This is a genomic window from Maritimimonas sp. 2210JD6-3 (genome assembly GCF_056591795.1).
Map to the genome: position 1 here is coordinate 50,640 of NZ_JBWQOJ010000008.1, position 23,553 is coordinate 74,192.

The following is a 23,553-nucleotide window of genomic DNA, read 5'->3' on the forward strand; positions in this document are numbered from 1 at the left end:
TTGAACATGATATTATTTTCTTTAGATTTTGTTGAGGTTTTACAATTGTAAAATATAGTTTACCAAGTTCTCTTCATGCGGTAAATTCATTTTTTTTCGTAGTCTGTATCGCTTAATTTCTACACTTCTAGAAGATATATTAAACAATGGAGCAATTTCTTTTGAAGAGAGATTTAAACGAAGATATGCGCATAATTTTATATCGTTAGGAGATAAATTTGGATGTGTTTTTTTGAGCTTCTTTAAAAATTTTCTATCAACATTGTTAAATGCCTCTTTAAAGAGTTTCCAATTATCATGATGGTCTAAACTCTTATCTATTGTATTTAGCACAGGCTGAATAGCCCTCGTATCATTTATAGAACCAACAAGTTGATTCTTTATCGCAGTTAATAATTCATTCTTCTTAACGATGCTTAGTGTAGATGCAGCTAATTCTTGGCTTTTATTTTGTATATCTTTTTGTAACTGCTCATTTTTTATTTTAATAAGTTCTTTTTCACTTTGAACTTTGGCTAACTCTAAATCTCTTTTATTTTTTTCAATAAGCTTATTCTGTTTTTTATGATAATAGCGTCTGTAAAGTGTATGCATAAAAAATGAAAATAGTAGCACACCAAGCCCATAAATTGCCAGCATAAGATTTGTTATATACCAAGGTTTATCAATACGAAAGTTATAGGAAGCTGTATTTGTAGAAAGTTTATCGCCAACTTTACTTCTCACATTAAATGTATATTCTCCGTATGGTAGATTTTCAAAGAATACAGTAGATTCGCTAGACCATTCACTCCATTCGTCATAGATACCTAAGAGTTGAAATTGATATCTAGGTTTAAGGTATTTAGTATATTTAGCAGTATGATAAGATATTTTGAAATTATTTTCATTATTCTTAAAATCTATCTTTTTTTCTATATCTACTAAATGATTCCATGTACTATGATTTTGGTTAATACCATTTTTTATACTAGTTATTTCAACATTAAAATTATCAATTGAAATTTCTTTTTCCTTTATTGTTATATATCCTGAATTTGTACCAACTATGTAGTTATTTAATTCATCAACATATAAAATATTTTCATACTCTATAACATCATTACGCTCTTTATACGTTAGCGGAATCCATTTAAAGCTAGGTTTATTTACTAGCTTACCTTTCGAAATATTGGTTATATTAGATTTTGTGAATATCCAAAATTCTTGTTTTTGCTCGTCATGATTAATTTTTCCAGAAATATAGTCTTGTTCATTATAAACAGTACTTAAAAGGCTGTCTTTTATGAACAATTTTTCATCTTTATTATACTTGAATATACCTTTTTTATATGCATAAATTAATTCATCATTATATCTTGATATTCCAGAATTTGCTCCTTTTAGTATCGTATCAATTACGATATTTTCTGTCTCGGTATATGTATTATTTACCGTAAGCTTGAATACACCTTTATATTCATGATTTACAAAAACTTCATTACCAAAAACCTCAAATTGTCTTGAGGAGTTATTAAATCCTTTAATTCTATTTCTTAATTGCCACCCACTATCTTTCTCTTTTTCAAGTACATAAAGACCGTCATAATTACCTTGTATTAGAAGATTATCATCATCATTTAACTTATCGACTTTCCAAGTTCCTTGAATATTTGCTATTTTTTTAGCTAAATTATTGTTAATAGCAAATGTACCCGTATGATGTCCACAAAATAACTCTCCATTAATACGGTTCAAACTCCAAACCTGCCCTTCAGTACCTTGTATAAATTTAAACGCTTCTCTACTTTTAATAGGCTTATAGAATAAGCCCTGATTGGTACCTAAATATAAATTACCTTTATGAGTAGCTGACGTGTAAACGCTCCCTAAAGCACCATTCTGATCTTTATAAATTCGAAATGGAGAATCAATATTAACATAACTAATACCATTATCAAGTCCTAACCAAAGATTACTATCGATATCTTCAAAAACGGCTAATACGGTATTATTTATTAGACCATTACTTTGATTAATTTCATATAAAATTGTGTCATTATTGTTTAAATAAATTAATCCATTTGCAATAGTACCAAGAACTAAATCTCCTTTCTTAAGTTGAATAGCATCATATATACTATAGTTTTTTAATTTATCATTAATTGAACTATCCCATTCTTTTAAAAAACCATCTTTAAAGGTTAAGAAACCATTATTTCTCGTTAAGATTAGTAATTCTGTATCATTTAAAAACAAGTTGATAATTTCTTTACCTTTAAGCAGGTCATTTTCTAAAAAAAGTACATCATTTCCATTTTCAATTTTATAGATACCCTTACTAGTGCGCTGAAAATAAACACTACCGTTTAACTCAAACATTCTTACAATCTCTTCGTCAGAGTCAATACTCCTTATCGATTCATCGTTAACATCATAAATATAAACTCTGTTTAACGATTGAAAAACTACTCCGTCTTCTACTCCGATGATATTCCAAAACTCTTCATCTTCAATAAGTTTTGCTTTGAATTTTTGCGATATCGAAGTATATTCTAAAACTCCAACTTCATTTTTTTCCCAGAAACCAAATTCCATATAAGCCCCAGTGTAAATTCTATCATTAATAACCTTTACAGATCTCATAATGGTTTCATTAGGTGAAGGATACAAAATCCAGGAAGCTCCATTATATTCTAATAAACCATCATTATTTGCTATATAAATCAATTTATTTTTTGATTGAGAAATTGACCAATTCTGATTTTCACCACCATAATCTATGGGTGTATAATTCTGTATAGGTGGCAGCTCTTGTGCAGAAATAAGAACAGCTAATAAAAAAAAGAAAAACGTTGTGAATTTTTTCACCATATAATGAAATGAATACTATTAAATTACAAGTTAATAATTCTTTTTCTCTAAGGCAAAACAAAATGAATAGTTTTCAATTTCGTTAAATAATCAAATCGTATTTTTGTTGACAATCTTGAGTCTGTAAAGTGGAAAAGCTAAAAAAACGTTGGGGTATTGAAAGTAATTGGGCAATTGTTGCTATTCTAATAGTATTTGCTATTAATGGATCTTTTGCTGCTTGGGTTTCTAAACCCGTTACCGAATTTTTTGGAGTCACAAAAGAAACATTTTCACCTTGGTGGTATCATACCATGCGCTTTCTTCTTATTTTTCCGATTTACCAGATTACATTACCTATTGTAGGATGGCTTTTCGGACAATTCAAGTTTTTCAAGAATTTTGAAAAAAAATTCCTAACCCGGTTAGGATTAGGATTTTTATTTAAGAAATAGTACTTTTTTTTGTAATTATACGCTATCTTTTACTACAAATAACCCATAACTTATAGCACTATTTAAGTTTTAAAACCTATAATCTATGTCTAAAACATATTATGATCCTTCTGATTTACGCAAATTTGGTAAGATTACTGAATGGAGTGAAGAACTTGGAAATATTTTTTTTGAATATTACGGAAAAGTATTTGAGGAAGGATCGTTAACAGCTCGTGAAAAAAGCTTGATCGCTTTGGCTGTAGCACATACTGAGCAATGTCCATATTGTATTGATGCTTATACAAAAGATGGGCTACAACGTGGAATAACCAAAGAAGAAATGATGGAAGCAGTTCATGTTGGAGCAGCTATTAAAAGTGGTGCAACATTAGTTCATAGTGTGCAGATGATGAACAAAGTGAATAAACTAGAAATGTAAATACTGAACCAACTTTGACTATTCAAATTGTTATGAATAACTAATTTCAACTAATAATTGAAATCTTATGATTAGTTAACCTAAACTAAGAAGCTGAAGTAAATTCAACTAATAAAAAAAATGAAAAAATCTCTCGTAGCAAGAAGTAACGATTTAGCAAATACACAGCGACAGTTAGAAATACTCTCTAATGGTATTTTTAAAGAGGGTGAATTGCCAACTTTTGCTCAGAAAATAAAAGAAACAAATCAGTTTCCAATAAAGCCAAGAAAGTTAGAAATTCTACAAATTAATGTAGGTTATATGTGCAACCAAGTATGTGCACATTGTCATGTAGATGCAGGACCAGATAGAAAAGAAATAATGACTCGTGAAACCATGCAACAATGCTTAGCTGTCATTAAAAAAACTGGTGCGCATACCCTAGATTTAACTGGAGGTGCACCTGAAATGAATCCGAACTTTAGATGGTTTGTAGAAGAGGCTTCAAAATTGGGAGTAAAAGATTTTATAGTTCGATCAAATCTTACGATTATATTGGCTAATAAAAAATACCATGACTTACCAACATTCTTTAAAAAACACAATGTTCATGTAATCTCCTCTATGCCTCATTACACAAGAGGAAAAACCGATAAACAACGTGGAAATGGTGTCTTTGATAAATCAATAAAAGCATTACAAATGTTGAATGCAGTTGGCTATGGAAAGGAAGGAAGCAAACTTACGTTAGATCTTGTGTACAATCCTTCGGGAGCTTTTTTACCAGGAGACCAAGCTGCTTTAGAAAGTGATTTCAAAAAAGCATTACACGAAGATTTTGGTATTGTATTTAACAGTTTATTTGCTATTACAAATCTGCCTATAAGTCGCTTTTTAGATTATCTAATTGCTTCAGATAACTACGAAGATTATATGTATGCATTAGTAGAAGCTTATAATCCTATGGCTGTTCAACACGTAATGTGTACAAATACCATTTCTGTAAGTTGGGATGGATGGCTTTATGATTGTGATTTTAATCAGATGTTAAACTTAAAAGTTGCCAGTAAAGTAAAACACATCTCAGAGTATAACGAAGAACTATTACAGAATAGAAACATCATTATTAATCAACATTGTTATGGGTGTACGGCAGGTGCAGGTAGTAGTTGCCAAGGTACTGTGGCTTAAGTTTTAAATAGAAATTGTTGATTGTAAGAAATTTGAAATATTTTAACATACTTCTAATAAGCGTGAACAATAAAACTACAAAAAAACACATGCCTTTAACAAGAATTGGAAAATATGATAAAATGTGGTATAAAAGTATATGAATAAACAATTACTTATTGTTTTTGTAAAAAACATAAAACTTGGCAAGGTAAAAACCAGACTGGCAAAAACTATTGGAAATGAGGGTGCCATTGAGATTTATAAAGAACTTTTTAGTATTACAGAAAATGTTGTGGCTAATTTACAAGTAGAAAAACGAATCTATTTTTCTGATGTAATTATTGACTCTAAATTTATGGGAGCTAAAAAAGCCGTACAGCATGGTGCTAACCTAGGAGAGCGAATGAAGAATGCATTCTTAAAAGGTTTTAAAGATGGGTATCATCAAATTACTTTAATTGGCTCTGACCTACCTGATATAACTGAGGAAATTATTCAAAATAGCTTTAAAAAATTAGACGACCACGATATCGTTTTTGGTCCAGCCGAAGATGGTGGGTATTATCTAGTAGGTCTCTCTAAAATGAATAAAAAAATATTTGCTAATAAACCTTGGAGTCAACCCATTTTATTAGACACTACATTAAAAGAATTAGCTGATTCAAATATTGTAAATGTAGCACTACTCAAAACATTAAATGATATTGATACTTTTGAAGATCTAATCAACTCGAATTTTTACAAAAACAATATAAAAATTCAAGAATTTGTTAAAACTACTGTTTCGAAATAAAGATAATATGAAACAACAACAATTACTAGAGACCATAAACTATTTAAAATCGGAAGGGATTAACAAACCAGAAATTGCTATTGTTTTAGGCACTGGTTTAGGTAAATTAACAGACGATATTGTTATTGATAAAGAAGTTTTATATAGCGATATCCCTAATTTTCCAGAAGCCACCGTAGAATTTCATTCCGGAAAACTCATTTATGGTGAGCTATCAGGCAAAAAGCTACTGGTCATGTCTGGTCGTTTTCACTTATACGAAGGATATAATCTTTGGGAAGTAACCTATGGTATTAGAGTTATGCATGGCTTAGGTGTAAAAAAAATACTCATTTCGAATGCAGCTGGAGCTATTAATTTATCTTATAAAAAAGGAGACTTAATGCTACATGAAGATTATATTAATTTACAAGGCAGTTCTCCATTAGCATTTAAAGAAGTTAAAGAATTTGGAAACATTTTTGCCGATATGTTAGAACCCTATTCAAAAGAATTAAATACACTCCTGAAAGGTATTGCTAATCAAAACGACATAGTATTACATGAAGGAGTTTATGTTAGTGTTGTAGGACCTCAATTGGAAACCAGAGCCGAATATAGAATGCTACAAATTCTAGAGGTAGATGCAGTTGGAATGAGCACTGTTCCTGAGGTAATTGTAGCTAAACAATTGGGGTTACCTTGCTGTGCAATTTCTGTATTAACAGACGAATGTAACCCAAAAGAGCTACAACCTATAAACATTCCTGAAATTATCGAAGTTGCTGAAAAAGCAGAACCTAAATTAGTACTCTTGTTTAAAGAATTAATTAAAAATTTATAATAAAAAGCAATCATTTTATATGAGTTATTTAGAAACGACAAAAGACGTTTATAAAGAAGCAGCCTTAATACCCGATGTAGGGTTATGCTGTACTACAAATCCTATTTGGGAATTACCAGGATTAAAAATTCCTAAAATCATGCAAGAAATGAACTACGGTTGTGGCTCTACAGTACATGCAAGAGATTTAACGAATAATCCTAAAGTATTATATGTAGGTGTAGGTGGAGGAATGGAATTATTACAATTTTCATACTTTTCTCGCCAAAAAAATGGAGTCATTGGTGTTGATGTTGTCGATGAAATGTTAGAGGCATCGCGTAAAAACTTCATGGAGGCAGAACAACAAAACGATTGGTTTAAAAGTGAGTTTGTAGATCTTCGTAAAGGAGACGCTTTAAACCTTCCTTTAGAAGACAATTCAATTGATGTAGCAGCTCAAAACTGTTTGTTCAATATTTTTAAAGCAGAAGATTTAAAAATGGCGATTGCAGAAATGTATCGCGTATTAAAACCTCACGGTCGTTTAGTAATGAGTGATCCTACCTGCGAACAACCTATGAATGAAACATTACGTAATGATGAACGCTTGCGTGCTTTATGTTTAAGTGGTAGTTTACCAATTGCTGAGTATGTTAAAATGCTCACGAATGCAGGTTTTGGTACGATTGAAATCAGAGCTAGAAAACCTTATAGAATTTTAGACCCTGTTCATTACCCTACTAATGAATTAATTTATATTGAATCGATTGAAGTAGCAGCCATTAAAGACCCTATGCCAGAAGATGGTCCCTGTATTTTTACAGGCAAAGCTGCTATCTATTTCGGAGAAGAAGATTATTTTGATGATAATAAAGGGCATACATTATTAAAAAATCAACCCTTAGCAATCTGTGATAAAACAGCAAATGCAATCGCTGATTTAGGGCGAAAAGATATTTTTATTTCACAATCTACATTCCATTATGATGGTGGAGGGTGTTGCTAAAAAGTAAAAGTAGCTTAAAGTCATAAAGAATTATTAATCTGAGTATCAATTTTACATTAAATTGTAGTATCAGACCTTAGTTATTAGATATAATTAATTCACGTTGGAAAGCACACAGATGGGACTGAAATGTCAGTTTTAATTATTCCATTTTTCGTCAAAGAAGAGTAAATCACCCGATTTATTTTCAGTAATTTTATAATTGTAATTTAGATGAATTAATTTTCAATGGAGAAATATATAAATATTATAAAAAGCTCCTATTCCGATTATTGGAATTATATAAAGCAATCTGTTCTTTTTGAACTGAATTGGGAAAATTACTTTTATGGCCTACTACTTATTTCTTTACTCGTTTGGGGATTAGAAATTGCTTTTCCGTGGCGAAAGAATCAGTCAATTTTTCGCAAAGATTTTTGGCTAGATACTTTTTATATGTTCTTTAATTTCTTTTTGCTAAACTTAATCATTCTTATAGCACTTTCGAATACGGTTGAACAACTATTTAATGATATGCTAGGTATTGTAGGATTATCTGTGAGTAGTTTTCAGGTTTTTGATATTAATACTTTTCCTTACTGGTTGCGCATACTCACATTCTTTGTAGTCATAGATTTTGTACAGTGGTACACCCATACTTTATTACACAAATATACGTTTTTATGGAATTTCCATAAAGTACATCACTCGGTAAAAGAAATGGGGTTTGCTGCGCATTTACGTTATCATTGGATGGAACCTGTTGTTTATAAATCGATAAAGTATATTCCATTAGCTATAATAGGAGGATTTACCGCTCAAGACGTAGCTATAGTACATTTTTTTAATATAGCTATCGGACATTTAAATCATGCGAATATTGATTGGGACTATGGGTTCTTAAAATACATTCTTAACAATCCGAAAATGCATATTTGGCATCATGCAAAAGAACTTCCAGAAGATAGAAAGAACGGTGTTAATTTTGGAATTACTTTAAGTATTTGGGATTATATTTTTAAAACGAATTATATTCCACACTCAGGTAGAGATATAGAAATTGGCTTTGAAGGAGATGAGCAGTTTCCTAAAGATTTTTTTGGTCAGGAATTATATCCTTTAAATAGAAAGTAGATGAAAAGTGAGTAAAATTATTTTATAAAAGTCTTCAATTAGCTTTTGAGTTTTGATTAGACTAAAAATATTGACCTATTCCGAAAACAAAACCTTTTGTAGAATTATTGGTTATGCCGTGACCATAATCAATACGAAATATGGCATTATATATTTTTCTATGTATAAAACGTACACCAAACCCAGAGTACACCCGAAAGTTTTCATTTTTACTAAAATCTCCAAAGTCACCTCCGGGGTTACGCCATGAACCTGTATCTAAAAAAGCATTGCCTTGAATTAAAAAATTATTCTTTTTATATAATATATGACGATATTCTGTATTTAAAACAATAACACCTGTTCCTCTATCAATAGTATTGCCAACCCCTCTAATATTTAAATTATTATCTACCGAAAATGGAGCGAAAGGAGAATCATCATTACTTGCTAAGCCAACACGTAATCTATTTGCCCAATTTCCTTTTTCTCCTATATTTCTAAAATAAAAAAAGTCATTCCACCAAATAGTAAAATTAGGTAGTTGCCGATGTATTGCATGTACATATTGAAAATTAAACACACTTCTAAAGCCAGTAACTTTTTCATAAGAATATTTTAATCTGTTATAATCATAAATAAACTTTATCAGCGATTTATCTACGACCAGTTTTTGAGGCACATCTGTACTCGTAGCACCCGATTTATATTTATAATCTTCGGTAAACAAATTATATCCCAATTCAATTCTATTTCTAAGGTTAAATTGATATAACCCTAATATCTCGTAAGAAATATTATTGTATTTATAATCTGCCGTAGTATTGTTAAAAAAAACAGGTTCTTGGGTTGTTAAATTCTGATAATTAAAAGCTATTCCGAGCTTGTTTGTAAAAAGAAAAGGAGCTCTAAAATTTATCGCAAAAGAATTATAAATATCCCGTTGAAAAAAACCTCCAAGACTCATATTTCTTCCAAAAAAATTGAACTCTGTCACACCTACTCTATAAGCAAATTCATCATCGTTGGTGGTATAGATGTTTCCGAACGGGATAATAGAAAAGTTTTCTTCAATATTTATAAAAACATTGTATTTATTACCTTCAGAATGAAAAACTTGAAAATAAGCATATGAAACACTAGGCAATCGCTTCAATAACGCTATATCTTCATTCAGCACTAAAGAATCTAATTTTTGATTAGCCTTAGATTTAATAATTTTCTTTATAAACGATGCCTTTGTTTTTTTTATCCCTTGAACTTTAACATTGGCAATAGTATCTTGCGCAAAGAGATCACAATAAAAAACTGTTAGACTCAATATTAATATATAAGATAACTTCATTATTGGGCCACGAAATTTTTCTCTAAATATAAATTAACCCAGTTATCTAAACTCACACCTAATAATGAAAAAATATAATCATTATTTAAAATTAGATTTTGGGGAGGTATTCTATTAATATGCAATACTACATTATCTAAATTGTAATATTGAAACATCGTATCTAAAGTATAGGTTCCTGATATAAACTCATTTTGTTTATTGGTAAGTACTTGAAAATAAATGGCATTTTCTGCAATAACCCCATCGTTCCAACTAAAAGAGGGCATTAAAGATTCTGAAAAATCAATTGATACGGCATCACTGTATTCAGTTGGTTTAGAACTATTCTTTAACCGTATTGGGTTTGATTTATGAAACTTGCCTTCGGTCTCAAAAGTTACAATGGCATAAGCTTCTTCTGTGCCTATTCTTACAAACCTTTTTAAATAGCCACCAAAAACATCTTCAATAGGCAATGTCTTTAAATTATAATTGGTAAAATCATTTGGGTTTACAGTTACAGAAGCAGTCTCAAAATATTGAATATTTTTAGCATCAGGTAAGGGGTAGTAATAAATATGTGAAATGGTATTATCTTCTTTTTTACTAGCTGCACAGGCTATAACTTCATCTAACTCTAACGACGCATTAGCAGCAATCAAGTTTTGAAGATTCTCTATATTCTGAATCTTATCATCTGAAGTACAAGATATAAGAATAAAAAGCACAAAAATAAGTACACTTTTAATTTGCATATAAGGTTCTAACTATTTTTTCAGCGGGTTTGTTCTGAGGAGTAAATCGATTATTTTGTTCACCTCCTACCTCATCATGATTATGAAACCATTTCCATAAAAATCCACCAGCAAACCATGTTTCATCCCAAAATTGATTATAAATGGCTTGTAGTCCGTTTGATTGTGCTTCCAAATTTACTGATTTTTCTACTCGTTTTGAATCCCAGGGTTCTTTACCCGAATAATCTATACTTCTATATCCATATTCTGTAAACAATATAGGTTTATTATACTTAGATTGTATTTTTTTAATTTCTTTTTTATGTACTTTCCAACCGTTTTCAAACTCATGAATGGTAGGTGTCTTTACTTCTGTTATTGGAAAATACGCATCAATTCCTATATAATCTAATTGATCCCAAAAGGTTACTTGTTTAAACTCATCCCAATTAGCTGCATATGTTAATTTTCCACTATAGATTTTTCTAATTTTATGAATTAAAGATGTCCAGTATTTCGGACGATTAAGTACGAATTTTTCTAATTCAGTCCCAATACAAAAAATATCAACCTCTAATTTTTGAGCTACTAGGGCATATTCTAAAATAAACTTTTCATACGTCTGTTCTAAAATTTTCCAAGATTCTTCAGATTCCATCGAGATATTGCCCGTGTATTCACCTCGCCAAACCCATATTTGAGGTTTCAACATTAACTTTATAGCTATATTTTGAAACTTATGACCGTACTGATGTATTCCCTTAACTCGCTCACCAAACCATTGCTTATCACTATTATAATCTACTTCGGGCGTTGATAGATCTCTAATAAAACCAAAGGGTATTAATGCAACATAATTAGCATTAATATTTTTTACTGGTTTTAAATGAATGTCTGATATACTATCTCTAGAAGCAACAAAATTTAACCCGTTAATTTTTTCATTTTTTTTTGTCTGACTCTCACAAGAGGTTAAACCAAAAAACAAAAGTGTTATTAAAAGGCAATTATAAAAATTCATAGTGCCTAAAAATAACACTTTATTTTCTTAAAACTGAGTTTAAAATAATGCTCTCAAACCAATATTAAAAGTTTGACCTAATCCAGTATCATTACCTCTTACAAAGTTAGTGTATAATGCTTCAATATTTAGTACTTTGGTTAACTGATACTTTACACCACCACCAAGCGCTGTAAAATCTTGACTAAAGTTATTGCCCAAATCTATTAGTTGAGAATGTTGAGCCAAACCTAAGACAGTAAATTTTGAACTAGGAAAATAACTTAAGAAAACTCCAGGAGTTAAGCGTAAGCTGTTATTTGCAAAGCTTTCATCTTTATCGCCAAAGTTATATTCTGAATTTAACTCAGTAAATAATTGCCAGTCTCCACTAGGAAAGGTATAATCATAGAAGAAGCGATTTTGAAATGTAAATCCTTTTTGATCTAAAAAAACGCCCTGTTCAGATTCATTATCAACCAGAGGAATGTGAAACGCTGATTGTATCGTAAAGTTACCTACATTCTTTATAGGATTAAATTTTATAGCTGGTGCAAAAGAGGTAAATCCTGAACGAGCTGAGCCTCTCTCACCATCAAAAGAAAATACGTCTAGCGCATCACGCCCACCTATAACATTAGAACGAAATTCTAATAAGAGCCCAATATTCAATGAACTATTTTCTGAAATTCCTGTAAAAACATCTACAGTAGAGGTAAAAAAAGTGTTTCGTGGTATATCTCTTTTATCTCCATTAGGTCCAAATAAATCTTTAGTTTCTGTATATAGGTTATTAAACCATTTAATATCCCATTGTCCTTTATTTAATAATTTAGAAGGCGTATAGGTTTGAATATTACTTCTAGTTTGACTATCATCATTATCCTCTTGTTGAGAAAATACTGAAAAAGTCATAATTAATAAAGCTAGTAATGTTATTGTTTTTTTCATCTTAAGTTTTTAAAAATTATATATTATTGTTTGTTTAAGTTCCAGTTATATGGAAAATAGCCTAACTTAAAATTAGATGGTATTTTTTCGGTTCTGTATTTATTGATAAAATCAATTTCTTTAGTTCCGTTCATTGTGAAATCTTCTTTATACCATTTTAAAATTTCTGATCCTTGTACACGTTTCTTTTTAGTATCTACTCTAAGAAACGTACCATTTAAAGCTATTTTAGTTTGCTTTTCTAATTGACTATCTAGCGTATTTGGCAAATACGCTTTATTAATTATTGGAGGACATCCCAATGCTCCACAAACCAATACAAAATGAAAGCGCGGATCTTTAAATTGAGCTCTGAGTAGCTTATGCTCTATATTATTTAACGTAATCGATTTACCTCCTAAATTATATTTAATTTTATCAAAAAAACCTGCTTTATCTAAAGGCGATTTAATTGGATAGTTATCTATTATACCTTTAATTACCGAAAGGTTATAGGCATTTATCCAAAAAGCTTGATAGTTCTTGGCATCACTTTTTAAAACACTTATTTTTTTTGCCATACTAAGTAATTCATTCAAACTAGTTTGATTTTCGTGAATACTACTGTAAGCTACTTTACCATTTGCTACATTCTTTTTAAAAAAGGTATCTGCTTTATTAAAAAATGTACTTAGGTTTTGTGAAAAGGTTAACGATGATGTAAAGACTATCGCTATAATTAAAATACTTTTTTTCATTTTTTCGTTTTTTACAAATCAACAGCAACTAAGTCGAAGAGAAGGTTGGATTCCTTACAGATACCAAATAATATTCTAAAAAAAATTATTTATAATCATTCTAAATTTGAAACTTCAATTAAGTTCTATTAAATTTATTCGACATAATACTAAGTAATCGTCAAACATGGATCATATTGTAATTATAGGAAATGGTATTTCGGGAGTTACGGCAGCTAGGCATATTCGAAAACTTTCTGATAAAAAAATCACCATTATTTCTTCTGAAACAGATTATTTTTTCTCTAGAACTGCACTCATGTATATATATATGGGACATATGAAGTTCGAACATACACAACCTTACGAAAAATGGTTTTGGAAGAAAAACAGAATCGAACTAAAGAAAGCATTAGTAACCAAAATACTAGATACTGATAAGGAATTAAAGTTAAGTGGTGGTGAAAAAATTTCTTATGACAAGTTAATTATCGCCACAGGTTCTAAACCCAATAAATTTGGCTGGCCTGGACAAGATTTAGACGGTGTTATGGGGATGTACCATAAGCAAGATTTAGAAAATCTTGAAAAATATGCACCTAATAATAAAGTATGTAAGCGTGCGGTAATAGTAGGTGGAGGCTTAATAGGTATTGAATTAGCAGAAATGCTTGCTACTCGCGATATACCTGTTACCTTTTTAGTGAGAGAAGATAGCTTCTGGGATGGTGTGTTGCCCGAAGGAGAAAGTGCTATGATTAATCGACATATAAAAAACCATCATATAGATTTACGCTTAGGCGTAAATCTTAAAGAGATTATTGCCGATGAAAACGGTAAAGCAAAAGCTGTTATAGTAGCAGAAACAGGTGAAGAAATTGCTTGCGACATGGTTGGTTTGACAGCAGGTGTCTCTCCTAATATAGCCTTTTTAAAAGATTCAAGTATTGAAACAGGCAGAGGGGTAAAAGTAAATCGTTTTTTAGAAACCAATAATAAAGATATATATGCTATTGGAGATTGTGCTGAGCAACATGAAGCTATTGGGCAAAGAAGACCTATAGAAGCTGTTTGGTACACTGGGCGTATGATGGGAGAAACTGTCGCACAAAGTATTTGTGGCAATAGAACAGAATACAAACCAGGGCATTGGTTTAACTCGGCTAAGTTTTTTGATATTGAATATCAAACGTATGGTTGGGTATTTTCAAAACCTCGAAAAAATGAAGCTCATTTTCACTGGAGACATACTGATGATACTAAATGTATTACCATATGTTATGATATTAATACCAATTTATTTTTAGGTATTAACACCTTTGGTATAAGAATGAGACATGAAGTTTTTGATCGTTGGTTAACTGAAAAAAGAGATGTAGATCATGTTATCTTAAATTTAAAAGATGCAAATTTTGATCCTGAATTTTTCTCTTCTTATGAAAAGGAAATAATCACTTCATTTAAAACTAATTTAACTACAGCATAATGAGTACTATTCAGAGAAATATGTCTCTTACAGGAGACGCCTCAAATTACTTAAACCCTCTTCAAAAAATAGGAACTATTGTCGGTTTAGCAGGACTGGCAATAATAATATTCTCCCTTTTTAATGATTTTACTAACAAAGCGATATGGCTTACAAGTTCTTTATTGTCAATTATTATTGGTATTTTATTATTTTCTAAAGGATTATATGCTAATAAGCTAGAAGGTATAAAAAACCATGGTGTATGGTTTAAAAGTATTTCGAGTCGTGGCTTCTGGGGTTGGGTGGCAGCAGTAGCTCTAACAGGTTTTTATATTATACTTTATTTCTATGCTGAATTACTAGGTCTTAATGCAGAAAAAAATACTGGTATTGTAGCCTTATTTGATCCGTTAAGTTATGCGTTAAGTGGTAATCCAGCCAGTCAATGGTTCGTATATGGTACTTTGTACACCGTTGCCATATTAGCCTTTGGTATAAAGTTTATATGGAAATATCGCCATAATAAATATGAACAATTACGAACTGTAAGCGTCATGTTTTTTCAGACAGCATTTGCGTTTTTAATTCCTGAATTAATGGCACGGTTAAACAGCGATACTTTTTCTCTACCCTATAACGATCTAAAGAATATGTGGCCATTAAACTATTACGCCTTTGAAGGATGGAGAGTAGATCAATTTATAAATGCCGGAAATATTGGTCTGGTACTTTTAATTTTTGCTGTATTATCTGTATTCGTTATCTCCCCTATCCTTACTTATAAATTCGGAAAGCGTTGGTATTGTTCTTGGGTATGTGGCTGCGGAGGTTTAGCAGAAACTGCAGGCGATTCTTTTAGACAGTTAAGTGATAAGCGTATGGTTGCTTGGAAGGTTGAACGTTGGGTAATACACTCAGTGCTAGTATTTTCTATAATAATGACTACAGCTGTAATAAGTACCTATTTAGGATATGATTCCACTAAATATTGGCTAACTAAAGATTTATTTTTAATTGGTGTAGCTGTCTTCCTAGGAGTCTTATTTGCAGTAATATGGTACTTTAAAAAAGAAGAACTGGCCAAAGACGCACGCTATGGAGCCATAGGATACTTGGTCATTGTACTCTCGCTAATTGCTATTCATTATTTTTCGGGTTCAGCTAATGAAAAAATATTTTTATTCGACCAGGGGCAAATAAAATCACTTTATGGCTTCTTAATTGGAGCTGTATTCTCTGGAGTTATTGGAACTGGGTTTTATCCTATTTTTGGAAATCGTGTATGGTGTCGAATGGGGTGCCCGATGGCTGGTATTTTAGGTATTCAGCAACGTTTATTTTCAAAATTCAGAATTACTACCAATGGCGGGCAATGCATTTCCTGTGGTAATTGTTCTACGTATTGTGAAATGGGTATCGACGTTCGATCCTATGCTCAAAAAGGTGAAAATATAGTACGTGCTAGCTGTGTTGGGTGTGGTATTTGTTCTGCAGTATGCCCTAGAGGGGTATTAAAATTAGAAAATGGTTCACAAAACAGACGTATAAATCCTACTGACGTTTTGTTGGGAAATGATGTTGATCTAATGAAATTAATTAATGAGAAATAAAATAGCCATACTATTTTTTATTACCGCAACTTCTTTATGTGCCCAAAAAAAATATCAGAAAGAATATTTTAAGAATGGCATTTTAAAAGAAGAAGGTTGGCTGTCTAATAATATAAAAAATGCCTATTGGAAATTCTATTACGAAAATGGAGAAAAAGAACGTGAAGGTCATATGGCATTAGGTTTACCAACTAAATATTGGCACTTCTATTACCCTAATGGTAAATTAAAAAAAGAGGGACATTATACTAATGGACAAAAAAATAAATGGTGGATTTTTTATACTTCTAACGGTAAAATAGATTATAAATGCCAATTCAAAAATAATATAAAAACAGGCTATTGCCTAATATACGATAACGACAAAGTGGTAAAAGCAGCAAAATATTTAAATGGTAAAAAATTACAAGAGTGGACAGATTTAAAGTCCTTCAAAAAAGACAATAAACTTTCTGATTTGCGATAGATGAAAGAGATTATAAAAGTAATTATCCCAGCATATAATGAAGAAGATTCTATTGCAAGTGTAATTAAAGATATTCCGAATTTTGTTGACGAAGTGATTGTAATTAGTAATAATTCAACCGATAATACTGTAAAAAATGCTAAAAACGCTGGAGCTAAAGTTTTAGAAGAAACAAGAAAAGGATATGGGTATGCATGTCTTAAAGGTATGGAGTACATAGCTATGCAAAAAGATAAGCCTTCTATAGTAGTCTTTTTAGATGGAGATTATTCTGATTATCCTGAACAGCTCACCGAAATTATAGCTCCTATACAAAATAATAATATTGATTTTGTAATTGGATCCCGTGTTAAACGACTACGTGAACCAGGATCGATGACGCCGCAACAAATCTTTGGTAATTGGTTAGCTACCATTTTGATGAAGCTGTTTTTTGGAGCTAAATTCACAGATCTTGGCCCGTTCAGAGCCATTAAGTATGAAAGATTACTTGACCTTGTCATGGAGGATAAAACATATGGATGGACCATAGAAATGCAATTAAAAGTACTAAAACAAAAATTATCTTATACTGAAGTACCTGTTAAATATAGAAATCGTATTGGAGTTTCAAAAGTATCAGGTACACTAAAAGGAAGTATAATGGCAGGTATTAAAATTTTAAGTTGGATATTCAAATACAGTTTTAAATAATGATTTTAGAATTTATAGTAATTGTAGTCTATGCGCTAGCACTTATCTTGATTTTTATATATGCTATAGCGCAATTAAACTTGCTATTTAACTATTTAGCATCTAAAAAAATTAAAGACACAAGCTCAAAATTTGATCTTACAAATCCTGATGAAGTTCCCTATGTAACTATACAACTTCCTATTTATAATGAAATGTATGTCACAGAGCGACTTCTAAGTAACATTTCGAAAATAAAGTATCCGAGAGAAAGACTTGAAATTCAAGTACTAGATGATTCAACCGATGAATCTGTTATCGCGACAGCGAATCAAATTAAAGAATTACAAAATACTGGACTCGACATTCAACATATACGAAGAAATAACCGTGAAGGCTTTAAAGCTGGGGCATTAAAGGAAGGCTTAAAAACAGCAAAAGGTAATTTTGTAGCCATTTTCGATGCAGATTTTTTACCAAAGAGCTGCTGGCTAGAAAAAACTGTTCCCTATTTTAAAGACCCTGAAATTGGTGTAGTACAAACACGATGGGGGCACATCAATAGAGATTATTCAACACTTACTAAAGTACAAGCTTTTGCGCTCGATGCTCATTTTACATTAGAACAAGTAGGAAGAAATAGCCAAGGACACTTTATAAATTTTAATGGTACCGCGGGTATATGGCGTAAACAATGTATTATAGATGCTGGTAATTGGGAAGGAGATACACTTACAGAAGATTTAGATCTTAGCTATAGAGCACAATTGAAAAACTGGAAGTTTAAATATCTAGAAAATGTAGAAACACCTGCTGAATTACCTGTAATTATAAGTGCAGCAAGATCTCAGCAATTTAGATGGAACAAAGGAGGAGCCGAGAATTTTCAGAAAATGTTAAAAAGAATTATTGTAAATGATACTATCTCAGTAAAAACAAAAATTCACGGTATATTACATTTATTGAATAGCTCTATGTTTACATGTATATTAATAGTAGCTATTTTAAGTATTCCGGTTTTGTATATTAAGAATGAATACGCACATTTAAAGATGTACTTTTTTTTAATGAGTTTTTTTGTAATTAGTACATTCATATTTTTTATATGTTATTGGTTTATGTATAAAAAAATATATAATGGTAAATTCACCACATTTTTAAAATATATACGAGATTTTTTTGTATTTTTTTCTATAGCAATGGGATTTTCATTGCATAATACTATAGCAGTTATAGAAGGTCATTTAGGTAAGAAAAGTGAATTTATAAGAACACCAAAATTTAATATTAATTCCCTAAAAGACAGTTGGGAAAATAATAAATACATTAATAAAAAAATATCTATTAATACAATTATTGAAGGGCTATTAGCACTGTATTTTGCCTTTGGGATGTATAGTGCTTTTGTGGTTGGTGATCAAGGTGGTGATTTTGGACTATTTCCGTTTCATTTAATGCTATTCATTGGTTTTGGTTATATGTTCTATAAATCTATCTTCTCAAAAGCTTAAACATTAAAGTGGGAATACGTATAAATATAGATCAGTATAAAATTCCCATTTTGTTTATCGTATTTAGTGCTTTTGGGTACTATTATTTTGCATATCACTTAGTAAGAAGTGATTATACCTCACTAGTTTTAATTTACACTGCTTTATTTTTCTTATTTTATCTCTTAACATTTTATAAGAAGTATGATTTTAAATTTTTAATCTTTGCTTCATTTTTTTTACGATTACTATTTCTTTTTTCGACCCCTAATTTATCACAAGATTTCTATAGATTTATCTGGGATGGAAGGTTGATTCTTGAAGGTCTTAACCCCTATGTGTCTCTTCCCGAAACTTTTATACAACTAAAAAATTATCCAGTTCAGCAAGCTCAAGAACTCTATAATGGTATGGGAGCTCTTAATGGGAGTCATTATACCAACTACCCTCCTATTAATCAGTTATGCTTTTACATTGCAGCTTTACTTTCAAACAAAAGTATTTTAGGTTCAGTAGTAATAATGCGAGTTTTAATTATCTTAGCAGACCTAGGTATCTTATATTTTGGAAAGAAAATATTAGAAAAACTTCAACTTAATCCTCACCGTATCTTTTGGTACTTGTTAAATCCTTTTATTATTATTGAGTTAACAGGAAATCTCCATTTTGAACCAGTAATGATCTTTTTTCTTGTACTAACTCTTTACTTACTTCAAAATAATAAATGGATAAGTGCATCTGTGGCACTTGCATTCTCTGTTTCTGTTAAGCTTATCCCTTTAATCTTTCTGCCATTATTTTATCAATGGTTCATCAAAATGGGAAACTCCTATTGGGTAGGGTTTAAAAAATTAGCATTCTTTTATTCTTTCACACCAATCACAATTATTTTACTATTCCTTCCATTTTATAATCAAGAATTTATAATCAAGTACGCTGACTCAGTTGGTTTGTGGTTTAGAAATTTTGAATTTAACGCTAGTATTTATTATATCGCTCGCGAAATTGGTTACACTTTCAGAGGTTATAATGAAATAGCTATTATTGGAAAAAGAATACCCTTAGTGGTTATTTCTTTTGTATTGTTGGTCAGCTTTCTAAGAAAAAACAAAAGTATTACCGAACTAATTACCGCAATGCTTCTAGTCATAAGTTTTTATTATTTCATGTCAACCACCGTACATCCTTGGTATATCGCAACGCTTGTAATTTTAACTATTTTTACCAACTATAAATTTCCTTTGATTTGGAGTTTTATTGTCATAATAAGCTACTTAGCCTATGCTAATAATAATAACACTGAAAATCTATGGATAATTGGACTAGAATATAGTATAGTCTATGCTGTTCTTCTTTGGGATATTAGTAAAAACACAAAACTTATAATACCAAAATTTTATAGTAGATAACTAATTATTGCATTTACACCTCTACTATTGTTTGTTCTTTTGTTTCAAAAACGTAGGTATATAACCACATTAATGTAAATGTTGGAACTACATCTAAAAATGGCATTGCCTCTTCAAAAAAGGAAATTGCTGCTGCAATTTTACCTTTTCTCCCTGGGTACATTTTAGTCATTAGGTAGGCTGACATTGGAGCCCAAGCAATATCGAATACCGGAACAACAAATGAAGCATAACCAATGGCGTCAAATACTAAACTCTTTGCTAGTTTTTTATATTTATTTTCTATCATGTTTTGTTTTTTGATTAATATTTACATCTATTATTAAGCAAAAAAAGTGCCAACTTTTATGATAAATCAGAACTAATTAATTTTAAAAATTCTGTACGGGTTTCCATACTCTTAAATGCACCTCTAAAACCAGATGTTGTAGTCACAGAATTTTGCTTTTGTACACCTCGCATCATCATACACATATGACTTGCTTCAATAACTACGGCCACTCCTTGGGGTTCTAACACATTGTTAATACAATTCAAAACCTGATCTGTAAGACGCTCTTGTACTTGTAATCTTCTGGCAAAAATATCAACAACTCTAGGTATTTTACTTAATCCCACAATTTTTCCATTAGGTATGTATGCTATATGCGCTTTTCCAAAAAAAGGTAGCATATGGTGTTCACATAAAGAATACAATTCTATGTCTTTTATGATTACCATTTCTGAATAATCTTCATCAAATAAAGCTGATTTCAAAACCTTTTCAGCATCCATCTCATAACCAGAAGTAAGATATTGCATTGCTTTTGAAGCTCTTTCAGGAGTTTTTAATAACCCATCGCGTGATACATCTTCACCAATATTCTCTATAATAGATCGATATTTTGCTTTAATATCATCTGTAACATCAATATTATATTCTTCAAACTTTCTGTAAGGCATATGTACTATTGTTTATTACGAAAATAGGCATAAAAAAGGAGATTTGCCGAAAAACAAATTTCAACAAATCTCCAAAACCAAAAATCAACCAAATTTTCTAACTCTTTTTGAGTTTATTTTTATATTTTTTTATAAACTTTTCTAATTTAGGATTTATTACTGCTCTACAATATCCTTGATTTTTATTGTTATTGTAATAATTCTGGTGATAATTTTCTGCAACAGTATAATTGTTAATTTCAGTAATTTCTGTTACAATTTTATCATCAAAAACTTTTTCTTTTTCTAAATCGGCTATCATCTTCTCTGCTTCAGCTTTTTGCTCATGATTATGATAGAAAATAGCCGACCTGTATTGCGTGCCTACATCTGCACCTTGTCTATTTAATGTTGTTGGGTCATGTGTATTAAAAAACACATCTAACAATTCTCTAAATGAAATTATCTTCGGGTCATAACTTAATCTAATTACCTCAGCATGTCCAGTCGTACCCGTACAAACCTCTTTATAAGTAGGATTTTTTACTGTACCTCCAGCATATCCAGACTCAACCTTATATACGCCTTCTAATTGTTCAAATATAGCTTCGGTACACCAAAAACATCCGTTACCGAAAGTTGCTAACTGTAAATCTTTTTGCATCTCTGTACTCATTACTATTTTAGAATTCTTAGTCACCTCTTTAGCGGATAAATTACATGATGATAAACCTAAAATAAAAATGAAAAATATACTTTTTTTGATCACCTAAATTTGCTTTCACAATATAGACGTCTAAATTACTTTTTAATTACATCGAAAAGAAAAATTTAACATTAGTTTAAGAGCTTTTAACATGTAGTTAATTGCTTCGAATAAGTTTACGTGGAAACTGTACTAAACTCTCTGCTCCATTCTTACCTACAGAGGCTACTCCGAAAAGATAATTATCGATTACAATATCTTTTAACGTGTAATCTGTTACTTTACCTACAAATCGGCTATACTGCCATTGCGGCGAAGTAGTATCACGCCAATAAATTTTATAACCGAGTATAGTAGTATCATCTACAGTATCCCATTGCAATCGTGTAGATGGTTGCACGATACCACCTATTTTTACATTTTTTGGTTCTGGTGGTGAAGCGGCCAAAGATGCCAAAGTCAATGCATTAACAGCTGTTAATTTAGCAGCATACTCAAAATTTACAGATTCAATTACATCACCGTATTTAATACCATTTTCTGTTCGTACATCTTGATGCTGCTCGTTATAATTTTCGTGTGTTTCCATAATACGTACTCCCGTAAAACCTTCATCATTAAATGGTCGATGATGCCCTCCTCTACCAAAACGATCTAAACGATAGATCATGATGGCATCTAAATTGGTCATATACGCATCCGTTAATTTATCAATATAACGCGCTAATTGTCGTGAAGGTCCATCAATTTCACCACCATAAAAACGCATGGCTCTCTTTTCGTTATCTGTAGCGACCATAGAAATAGCTTCAGAAAATACTCTAAATGTACTATTATCAATCACACCGTCAATTCCTTTAATATTACCTATCATATCATTGTTTAGTACGCCCACAATATCCCAACCTTTTTCTTTGGCCACTTTTGCCATATGTTGTCCACCATATAATCCTTGTTCTTCACCAGAAAGCCCTGCATAAATGATAGAAACAGGAAATTTATACTTACTTAAAACTCTAGCAGCTTCTATAGTACCCGCCATACCCGATGCATTATCATTCGCACCTGGTGAATCTGAAGTATAATTATTGGGATCAGAAACTCGAGAATCGATATCGCCAGACATGATGACATATCTATTTGGATATTTAGAACCCCTTTGTATCGCTAATACATTTACTACCTCAACATCTTTTACAATGCGACGTTCATTTTTTGGTACTAAGTTCCGTTGAAAACTAACTTCTAAGCAATTATTACATCTTTTTGAAATCAGATCAAATTCAGATTTAATCCAACGGCGAGCTGCACCTATCCCTCTTGTTTTAGAGACCGTATCAGACAAGGTATGTCGCGTGCCAAAATTTACCAATTTACGTATATCTTTTTCGATACGCTCTGCAGATGGCGCTATGGCTATTTCTGCAAGCGTTTTTGAAATCTCACTTTGAGATAAAACTGAAAATGTTGTTAAAGCTGCTATTAAGAATACTATTTTTTTCATTGTAATTCGAGTTTATT

Annotated in this window: 23 protein-coding genes; 13 read left to right on the forward strand and 10 right to left on the reverse strand. The window is 31.0% G+C overall.

Annotated elements, in window-relative coordinates:
* Nucleotides 1-39: 39 nt before the first annotated feature.
* Nucleotides 40-2,853 (reverse strand): helix-turn-helix and ligand-binding sensor domain-containing protein, encoded by a 2,814-nt coding sequence (locus AC1EUY_RS05660; RefSeq protein WP_480194537.1) that lies wholly within the window; start codon nt 2,851-2,853, stop codon nt 40-42.
* Nucleotides 2,854-2,981: 128 nt separating this feature from the next.
* Here AC1EUY_RS05660 and AC1EUY_RS05665 point away from each other — a divergent pair, with 128 nt between their 5' ends.
* The 7 genes from AC1EUY_RS05665 to AC1EUY_RS05695 all read left to right on the forward strand — a co-directional run bounded on the left by AC1EUY_RS05665 (nt 2,982) and on the right by AC1EUY_RS05695 (nt 8,580).
* Entirely contained in the window at nt 2,982-3,287 is a 306-nt protein-coding gene (locus tag AC1EUY_RS05665; protein WP_480194538.1) for a DUF6787 family protein, read from the forward strand.
* Nucleotides 3,288-3,372: 85 nt separating this feature from the next.
* Entirely contained in the window at nt 3,373-3,708 is a 336-nt protein-coding gene (locus AC1EUY_RS05670; RefSeq protein ID WP_480194539.1) for an arsenosugar biosynthesis-associated peroxidase-like protein, read from the forward strand.
* A 120-nt stretch (nt 3,709-3,828) separates the two neighbouring features.
* The gene (gene arsS, locus AC1EUY_RS05675) at nt 3,829-4,881 is read left to right on the forward strand and encodes an arsenosugar biosynthesis radical SAM (seleno)protein ArsS (RefSeq protein ID WP_480194540.1); all 1,053 of its coding nucleotides are present in this window, start codon (nt 3,829-3,831) and stop codon (nt 4,879-4,881) included.
* Nucleotides 4,882-5,020: 139 nt separating this feature from the next.
* Nucleotides 5,021-5,656 (forward strand): TIGR04282 family arsenosugar biosynthesis glycosyltransferase, encoded by a 636-nt coding sequence (locus AC1EUY_RS05680; RefSeq protein ID WP_480194541.1) that lies wholly within the window; start codon nt 5,021-5,023, stop codon nt 5,654-5,656.
* 7 nt (nt 5,657-5,663) lie between these two features.
* Entirely contained in the window at nt 5,664-6,479 is an 816-nt protein-coding gene (locus AC1EUY_RS05685; RefSeq protein WP_480194542.1) for a purine-nucleoside phosphorylase, read from the forward strand.
* A gap of 19 nt (nt 6,480-6,498) precedes the next feature.
* Nucleotides 6,499-7,467, forward strand: a complete 969-nt coding sequence (arsM, locus tag AC1EUY_RS05690) for an arsenosugar biosynthesis arsenite methyltransferase ArsM (protein WP_480194543.1) — start codon at nt 6,499-6,501, stop codon at nt 7,465-7,467.
* Between the two features lie 228 nt (nt 7,468-7,695).
* Nucleotides 7,696-8,580, forward strand: a complete 885-nt coding sequence (locus AC1EUY_RS05695) for a sterol desaturase family protein (RefSeq protein ID WP_480194544.1) — start codon at nt 7,696-7,698, stop codon at nt 8,578-8,580.
* A 61-nt stretch (nt 8,581-8,641) separates the two neighbouring features.
* Here the strand turns inward: AC1EUY_RS05695 and AC1EUY_RS05700 are convergent, their stop codons facing one another.
* From AC1EUY_RS05700 to AC1EUY_RS05720, 5 genes are read right to left on the reverse strand one after another with little or no spacing between them, the layout of a single operon-like run.
* Complete coding sequence (locus AC1EUY_RS05700; protein ID WP_480194545.1) at nt 8,642-9,880, reverse strand: BamA/TamA family outer membrane protein; 1,239 nt, start codon at nt 9,878-9,880, stop codon at nt 8,642-8,644.
* Nucleotides 9,881-9,903: 23 nt separating this feature from the next.
* Nucleotides 9,904-10,641: a hypothetical protein gene (locus AC1EUY_RS05705; protein WP_480194546.1), complete on the reverse strand. Its 738-nt coding sequence runs from the start codon at nt 10,639-10,641 to the stop codon at nt 9,904-9,906.
* On the reverse strand, nt 10,631-11,644 hold the full coding sequence (locus AC1EUY_RS05710) for a glycoside hydrolase family 113 (protein ID WP_480194547.1): 1,014 nt from the start codon (nt 11,642-11,644) through the stop codon (nt 10,631-10,633). Before AC1EUY_RS05710 ends, AC1EUY_RS05705 begins: the two co-directional genes overlap by 11 nt.
* Nucleotides 11,645-11,683: 39 nt before the next feature.
* Nucleotides 11,684-12,574 carry a hypothetical protein gene (locus AC1EUY_RS05715; RefSeq protein ID WP_480194548.1) on the reverse strand — a complete coding sequence of 297 codons (891 nt, stop codon included), beginning with the start codon at nt 12,572-12,574 and terminating at the stop codon, nt 11,684-11,686.
* 23 nt (nt 12,575-12,597) lie between these two features.
* Nucleotides 12,598-13,311 carry a DUF547 domain-containing protein gene (locus AC1EUY_RS05720; RefSeq protein WP_480194549.1) on the reverse strand — a complete coding sequence of 238 codons (714 nt, stop codon included), beginning with the start codon at nt 13,309-13,311 and terminating at the stop codon, nt 12,598-12,600.
* Between the two features lie 166 nt (nt 13,312-13,477).
* Here AC1EUY_RS05720 and AC1EUY_RS05725 point away from each other — a divergent pair, with 166 nt between their 5' ends.
* Genes AC1EUY_RS05725 through AC1EUY_RS05750 form a run of 6 tightly spaced genes read left to right on the forward strand, consistent with a single transcriptional unit; the run spans nt 13,478 to nt 20,405 of the window.
* Nucleotides 13,478-14,776: an NAD(P)/FAD-dependent oxidoreductase gene (locus AC1EUY_RS05725; RefSeq protein WP_480194550.1), complete on the forward strand. Its 1,299-nt coding sequence runs from the start codon at nt 13,478-13,480 to the stop codon at nt 14,774-14,776.
* Entirely contained in the window at nt 14,776-16,368 is a 1,593-nt protein-coding gene (locus AC1EUY_RS05730; protein ID WP_480194551.1) for a 4Fe-4S binding protein, read from the forward strand. Before AC1EUY_RS05725 ends, AC1EUY_RS05730 begins: the two co-directional genes overlap by 1 nt.
* A complete protein-coding gene (locus AC1EUY_RS05735) occupies nt 16,358-16,834 on the forward strand; it encodes a toxin-antitoxin system YwqK family antitoxin (RefSeq protein ID WP_480194552.1) in 477 nt (158 codons plus the stop codon). Before AC1EUY_RS05730 ends, AC1EUY_RS05735 begins: the two co-directional genes overlap by 11 nt.
* Complete coding sequence (locus AC1EUY_RS05740; RefSeq protein WP_480194553.1) at nt 16,835-17,527, forward strand: glycosyltransferase family 2 protein; 693 nt, start codon at nt 16,835-16,837, stop codon at nt 17,525-17,527.
* Complete coding sequence (locus AC1EUY_RS05745; RefSeq protein ID WP_480194554.1) at nt 17,527-19,017, forward strand: cellulose synthase family protein; 1,491 nt, start codon at nt 17,527-17,529, stop codon at nt 19,015-19,017. Before AC1EUY_RS05740 ends, AC1EUY_RS05745 begins: the two co-directional genes overlap by 1 nt.
* Before the next feature lie 50 nt (nt 19,018-19,067).
* Nucleotides 19,068-20,405 carry an MptA/MptB family glycosyltransferase gene (locus AC1EUY_RS05750; protein ID WP_480194555.1) on the forward strand — a complete coding sequence of 446 codons (1,338 nt, stop codon included), beginning with the start codon at nt 19,068-19,070 and terminating at the stop codon, nt 20,403-20,405.
* Nucleotides 20,406-20,418: 13 nt separating this feature from the next.
* On the opposite strand, the gene AC1EUY_RS05755 is transcribed toward AC1EUY_RS05750, so the two are convergent.
* From AC1EUY_RS05755 to AC1EUY_RS05770, 4 genes are all read right to left on the reverse strand, one after another.
* The gene (locus AC1EUY_RS05755) at nt 20,419-20,694 is read right to left on the reverse strand and encodes a hypothetical protein (protein WP_480194556.1); all 276 of its coding nucleotides are present in this window, start codon (nt 20,692-20,694) and stop codon (nt 20,419-20,421) included.
* 56 nt (nt 20,695-20,750) lie between these two features.
* Nucleotides 20,751-21,347, reverse strand: coding sequence for a GTP cyclohydrolase I FolE (folE, locus tag AC1EUY_RS05760; protein ID WP_480194557.1), 597 nt, complete (start codon nt 21,345-21,347; stop codon nt 20,751-20,753).
* A 97-nt stretch (nt 21,348-21,444) separates the two neighbouring features.
* On the reverse strand, nt 21,445-22,002 hold the full coding sequence (msrA, locus tag AC1EUY_RS05765; RefSeq protein WP_480194558.1) for a peptide-methionine (S)-S-oxide reductase MsrA: 558 nt from the start codon (nt 22,000-22,002) through the stop codon (nt 21,445-21,447).
* 187 nt (nt 22,003-22,189) lie between these two features.
* Nucleotides 22,190-23,536 carry a M28 family metallopeptidase gene (locus tag AC1EUY_RS05770; RefSeq protein WP_480194559.1) on the reverse strand — a complete coding sequence of 449 codons (1,347 nt, stop codon included), beginning with the start codon at nt 23,534-23,536 and terminating at the stop codon, nt 22,190-22,192.
* Nucleotides 23,537-23,553 lie beyond the last annotated feature (17 nt).

Coding starts and splice junctions, on each gene's coding strand:
- AC1EUY_RS05705 (WP_480194546.1), bottom strand. CDS start 10,641: ATGCAAATTAAAAGTGTACTTATTTTTGTGCTTTTTATTCTTATATCT.
- AC1EUY_RS05695 (WP_480194544.1), top strand. CDS start 7,696: ATGGAGAAATATATAAATATTATAAAAAGCTCCTATTCCGATTATTGG.
- AC1EUY_RS05745 (WP_480194554.1), top strand. CDS start 17,527: ATGATTTTAGAATTTATAGTAATTGTAGTCTATGCGCTAGCACTTATC.
- AC1EUY_RS05720 (WP_480194549.1), bottom strand. CDS start 13,311: ATGAAAAAAAGTATTTTAATTATAGCGATAGTCTTTACATCATCGTTA.
- AC1EUY_RS05725 (WP_480194550.1), top strand. CDS start 13,478: ATGGATCATATTGTAATTATAGGAAATGGTATTTCGGGAGTTACGGCA.
- AC1EUY_RS05660 (WP_480194537.1), bottom strand. CDS start 2,853: ATGGTGAAAAAATTCACAACGTTTTTCTTTTTTTTATTAGCTGTTCTT.
- AC1EUY_RS05770 (WP_480194559.1), bottom strand. CDS start 23,536: ATGAAAAAAATAGTATTCTTAATAGCAGCTTTAACAACATTTTCAGTT.
- arsM (WP_480194543.1), top strand. CDS start 6,499: ATGAGTTATTTAGAAACGACAAAAGACGTTTATAAAGAAGCAGCCTTA.
- AC1EUY_RS05670 (WP_480194539.1), top strand. CDS start 3,373: ATGTCTAAAACATATTATGATCCTTCTGATTTACGCAAATTTGGTAAG.
- AC1EUY_RS05740 (WP_480194553.1), top strand. CDS start 16,835: ATGAAAGAGATTATAAAAGTAATTATCCCAGCATATAATGAAGAAGAT.
- AC1EUY_RS05685 (WP_480194542.1), top strand. CDS start 5,664: ATGAAACAACAACAATTACTAGAGACCATAAACTATTTAAAATCGGAA.
- AC1EUY_RS05735 (WP_480194552.1), top strand. CDS start 16,358: ATGAGAAATAAAATAGCCATACTATTTTTTATTACCGCAACTTCTTTA.
- AC1EUY_RS05755 (WP_480194556.1), bottom strand. CDS start 20,694: ATGATAGAAAATAAATATAAAAAACTAGCAAAGAGTTTAGTATTTGAC.
- folE (WP_480194557.1), bottom strand. CDS start 21,347: ATGCCTTACAGAAAGTTTGAAGAATATAATATTGATGTTACAGATGAT.
- AC1EUY_RS05710 (WP_480194547.1), bottom strand. CDS start 11,644: ATGAATTTTTATAATTGCCTTTTAATAACACTTTTGTTTTTTGGTTTA.
- AC1EUY_RS05680 (WP_480194541.1), top strand. CDS start 5,021: ATGAATAAACAATTACTTATTGTTTTTGTAAAAAACATAAAACTTGGC.
- arsS (WP_480194540.1), top strand. CDS start 3,829: ATGAAAAAATCTCTCGTAGCAAGAAGTAACGATTTAGCAAATACACAG.
- AC1EUY_RS05715 (WP_480194548.1), bottom strand. CDS start 12,574: ATGAAAAAAACAATAACATTACTAGCTTTATTAATTATGACTTTTTCA.
- msrA (WP_480194558.1), bottom strand. CDS start 22,002: ATGAGTACAGAGATGCAAAAAGATTTACAGTTAGCAACTTTCGGTAAC.
- AC1EUY_RS05730 (WP_480194551.1), top strand. CDS start 14,776: ATGAGTACTATTCAGAGAAATATGTCTCTTACAGGAGACGCCTCAAAT.